Genomic DNA, 3551 nt, shown 5'->3' on the forward strand with positions numbered 1-3551 from the left:
AGAGACAGCGGCGGCACCGCCCCCACCGGCGCCGCCCCCACCGACATCGCCGCAGCCCGTGCCAGCGCCGGAGCAGGTGGCCGCAGCGCCCCCGAATGGCAATGGGAACAGCGCGGTGCGCAACCACAGCCGGTCGGCCAGCTTCCAGGACTGCCCGGCCTGTCCGGTGATGGTACGGATCGCACCCGGCAGCTTCAGCATGGGCAGCGACCAGGGCGACCGCTCGGAGCGTCCGGTGCGCAAGGTCACCATTGCCAAGCCCTTCGCGCTCGGCGCTTACGAGGTGACGGTGGCCGAGTGGCGCGCCTGCGTCGAGGGTGGCGGCTGCACCGGCGGCATGCCGCGCATGACCAAGCCCACCGACAGCACCCCGATCCACAACATCTCCTGGCTGGAGGCCCAGGCTTATGTGAAGTGGCTGAGCCAAAAGACCGGCCAGCGCTACCGCCTGCCGTCCGAGGCGGAGTGGGAATACGCGGCGCGCGGCGGCACGACCGGCCGCTACTGGTGGGACGGTCAGACGGGAACGCTCGCCAACTGCAAGGACTGCGGCGGGGCGCAGGAGCGGCTCACCCCGGCCTCGGTCGGCAGCTACAAGCCGAACCCCTTCGGGCTGCACGACATGAACGGCGGGGTGGCGGAGTGGGTCGCCGATTGCTGGCACGCGGACTATGCGGGCGCGCCGACGGACGGCAGCGCCTGGACCCCGGCCAACTGCCGGGAGCGCGTGCTGCGCGGCGGGTCCTGGCGGGGCGGCTTGGCTGACATCACCGACACGGCGCGGCTGTTCTACGATCCCGACGTGCGGTACCTGAACAACGGGGTGAGGGTGTTGAGAGAGTTAAATTGAGGGGTGGGGTCCGAAACGACCATTCACCCATTCGCCTCGGCGATCTCCTCCAGCGCATTGCGGTCGAGCAGGGTGATCCGCCCGGACTCCATGGCGATCACGCCGTTGCGCTGCCATTCGCCGAGCAGCTTGTTGATGCTTTCCCGCGAGACGCCCACCAGACATCCAAGCTGCTGCTGCGACAGCTTGATGTCCAGCTTCAACCCGCCCGGTGCCGGCTTTCCGAACACATCGGCCAGGCGCATCAGCGCGCGGGCGAAGCGCGACGACGCCTCCAGGAACAGCGTGTCCTCCAGATGCTCACTGGTCTGGCGCAGCCGCTTGCACAGCACGGTGATGAGCTGGAGCGCGACCGCCGGACGCTCGTTGAGCAGCGGCACGAACTTCGAGCGGTCGAGCACCAGGAGGTCGGTCTCCTCCAGCGCCACGGCGTCGGCGGTCCGCGGCTCGCCATCGAGCAGGGCGATCTCCCCGAACAGGCCGCCCTTGTTGATGATGTTCAGCACCAGCTCCTTGCCGTCGGTGGAGTGGGAGCAGATCTTCACCCGCCCGCGGATGACCGCCATCATGCTGTCGCCAGGGTCGCCCTTCTGGAAGATGACCGCGCCGGGCCGGAAATAGGCCAGCCGGGCGCTGGCGGCGAGGCGTTGCAACTCCGGCTTCTCCAGATGCTTCAGCAGGAAATGCCCGGACAGCACCAGTTCCTTGTCGAACGCGATTCGCACCGTCGTCATGGTCGCCCCCATACGGCTCGATGCCAGACAGTGTAGCGGGCGGAGGGCTTGCAACCGCAGCGCCAGAGGCGGTAACGCGCTCGCCCGTCCCTGCCACGTTCTTGCGGGCATAGGGGAAGGGACCGACCAAAGGTGAATCTTGTTCTGCCCAATGGTTCGTGACTACCATCGTCAGCAAGGCGCCCGGTATGAGGTGCCGGCCCTGAATCCGGGACTGCAGAACAGGGAAGGAGACGAGCGTGGGCGCCACCACTCCGTCCGCAGACCTATCCAGGCGCACGGCCAACCATGTGCCGCTGACGCCGCTGGATTTCCTGCGCCGCTCCGCGATGGTCTATCCGGACAAGACCGCCGTGGTCTACGGCCCCTTGCGGCGGAGCTGGGCGGAGGTGGAGCGCCGCGCCCGCGCGCTGGCTTCCGCGGTGAGCCGGGCCGGCGTCCTGCCGGGGGAGGTGGTGTCCGTCCTGGCCTTCAACACCCCGGCGATGCTGGAGGCGCATTTCGGCATCCCCGGCGCCGGGGCGGTGCTGAACGCCATCAACACGCGCCTCGACCCGCCCGCCGTCGCCTTCATCCTGGAGCACGCCGAAAGCCGCCTGTTCCTGGTGGACCGCGGCCTGTCCGCGGTGGCCCGCGCCGCGCTGGAGCGCATGGCGGCCCCGCCGCGGGTGGTGTGGATCGACGACCCGGCGGCGCAGGACGCCGACCCGGTGGGCGAGCTGGAGTATGAGGATTTCCTCAAGACCGGCGATCCCGAGGCGCCCTGGCGGACGCCCGAGGACGAGTGGGAGTCCATCGCGCTCAACTACACCTCCGGCACCACGGGCAACCCCAAGGGTGTTCTGTACCATCACCGCGGCGCCCATCTGAACGCGCTCGGCAACGTCATCACCTTCGGGCTGCGGCCTGACAGCGTCTATCTGTGGACGCTGCCCATGTTCCACTGCAACGGCTGGACCTACCCCTGGGCGGTGACGGCGGTCGGGGCGACCCACGTCTGCCTGCGCGCTGTGGACCCGACGGCGATCTTCCGCCTGATCGCCGAGGAGAAGGTCACCCACCTCTGCGGCGCGCCGGTCGTGCTGACCATGCTGATCCACGCGCCGGACGCGGTGAAGCGCGGCTTCGACCACGGCCCGGTGCAGGTGGCGACCGGCGGTGCCGCGCCGCCCAGCGCGGTGATCGCGGGGATGGAGCGGATGGGCTTCCGCCTGACCCACCTCTACGGCATGACGGAATGCTACGGCCCCTCCACCGGCTGCGCGTGGCAGGAGAGCTGGGCGGACCTGCCGCTGGAGGAACGGGCGGTGAAAATGGCCCGCCAGGGCGTGCCCAACGTCACCATGTCCGAGCAGACCGTGCTGGACCCCGACACCGGCCGCGAAGTGCCCGCCGACGGCGAGACTCTCGGAGAGCTGGCGCTGCGCGGCAACACGGTGATGAAGGGGTACCTGAAGAACCCCGCAGCGACCGACGAGGCGTTGCGCGACGGCTGGCTGCACACCGGCGACCTCGCCGTGCTGCACCCCGACCGCTACGTCGAGATCAAGGACCGCGCCAAGGACATCATCATCTCCGGCGGCGAGAACATCGCCTCGCTGGAGGTCGAGGAGGTTCTCTACAAGCACCCCCACGTCATGGAGGCCGCCGTCGTCGCCCGTCCCGATGCGAAATGGGGCGAGACCCCCTGCGCCTTCGTCACGCTGAAGCCGGGATCGGAAGGGCGGGTGACCGAGGCCGAGGTGATCGGCTGGTGCCGCGACCATCTCGCCCATTTCAAGGCGCCGCGGACGGTGGTGTTCGGGGCCTTGCCGAAGACCTCCACGGGCAAGATCCAGAAGTTCGTGCTGCGCGAACAGGCGAGGGGGTTGTGAGGGAGTGGTCGCATCGGGCCCCCCTCCCAACCTCCCCCCGCTGCGCAGGGGGAGGAGCCGTTCCCTCCCCTGCGAAGCGGGGGAGGGTTAGGG

Annotated in this window: 4 protein-coding genes; 2 read left to right on the forward strand and 2 right to left on the reverse strand. The window is 69.3% G+C overall.

What is annotated here, in order from left to right; translation table 11 throughout:
* Window positions 1-201: hypothetical protein (locus Q4I23_RS31485; protein ID WP_498528824.1), on the reverse strand; the 201-nt coding region annotated here is incomplete at its 3' end.
* On the opposite strand from Q4I23_RS31485, the gene Q4I23_RS31490 reads away from it, so the two are divergent.
* On the forward strand, window positions 200-850 hold the full coding sequence (locus Q4I23_RS31490; protein WP_498528825.1) for a formylglycine-generating enzyme family protein: 651 nt from the start codon (window positions 200-202) through the stop codon (window positions 848-850). The genes Q4I23_RS31485 and Q4I23_RS31490 overlap by 2 nt on opposite strands.
* A gap of 23 nt (window positions 851-873) precedes the next feature.
* Here the strand turns inward: Q4I23_RS31490 and Q4I23_RS31495 are convergent, their stop codons facing one another.
* On the reverse strand, window positions 874-1584 hold the full coding sequence (locus Q4I23_RS31495; protein WP_186452934.1) for a Crp/Fnr family transcriptional regulator: 711 nt from the start codon (window positions 1582-1584) through the stop codon (window positions 874-876).
* Window positions 1585-1823: 239 nt separating this feature from the next.
* On the opposite strand from Q4I23_RS31495, the gene Q4I23_RS31500 reads away from it, so the two are divergent.
* Window positions 1824-3458, forward strand: coding sequence for an acyl-CoA synthetase (locus Q4I23_RS31500; RefSeq protein WP_498528826.1), 1635 nt, complete (start codon window positions 1824-1826; stop codon window positions 3456-3458).
* The last annotated feature ends 93 nt before the right edge of the window (window positions 3459-3551 follow it).

The organism is Azospirillum sp. UFLA03-27, from assembly GCF_059803775.1.